We start from the raw sequence: 487 nt of genomic DNA, 5'->3' as shown, positions 1-487 counted from the left end.
CGGCGATCCGAGTTACCTTCACGCAATACTGGATTTACTGCACTGCCTTTGATTTTGTCGTAAGTCGCTTTTACTGCTTTCTCTTCGTCAGTGTTTGCTTCTTCTGGGTAATTAGGAAGTGCGTAACCTTTTGACTGTAGCTCTTTGATTGTTGCTTGAAGCTGAGGTACAGATGCAGAGATGTTTGGAAGCTTGATAATGTTTGCTTCTGGTGTCTTAGCCAATTCACCTAGTTCTGCTAATGCATCACCAATACGTTGCTCTTCGTTCAAATAGTCAGGGAAGTTGGCAATAATACGCCCTGCAAGTGAAATGTCGCGAGTATCAACGTTAATACCAGAAGAAGCTGTAAAAGATTGAATGATAGGCAGCAGAGAGTATGTTGCTAGCGCCGGAGCTTCGTCTGTAATGGTATAGATGATCGTTGGTTTTTCAGTAGGCATGAAATTTCCCTATAGTTCTTACAAGCTCATTTAAAGTAGTGAGC

At 42.3% G+C, this 487-nt stretch carries 1 protein-coding gene; it reads right to left on the bottom strand.

What is annotated here, in order from left to right; all coding sequences use genetic code 11:
* Positions 1-443: NADP-dependent isocitrate dehydrogenase (locus AB4512_RS22305; RefSeq protein WP_372175719.1), on the bottom strand; the 443-nt coding region annotated here is incomplete at its 3' end.
* Positions 444-487: the final 44 nt, after the last annotated feature.

This window comes from Vibrio sp. 10N.222.52.B7 (genome assembly GCF_041474275.1).
Lineage (GTDB): Bacteria > Pseudomonadota > Gammaproteobacteria > Enterobacterales > Vibrionaceae > Vibrio > Vibrio crassostreae_C.
The sequence above is the reverse complement of the archived record's forward strand: the minus strand, read 5'-3'. Positions and strand labels throughout refer to the sequence as shown.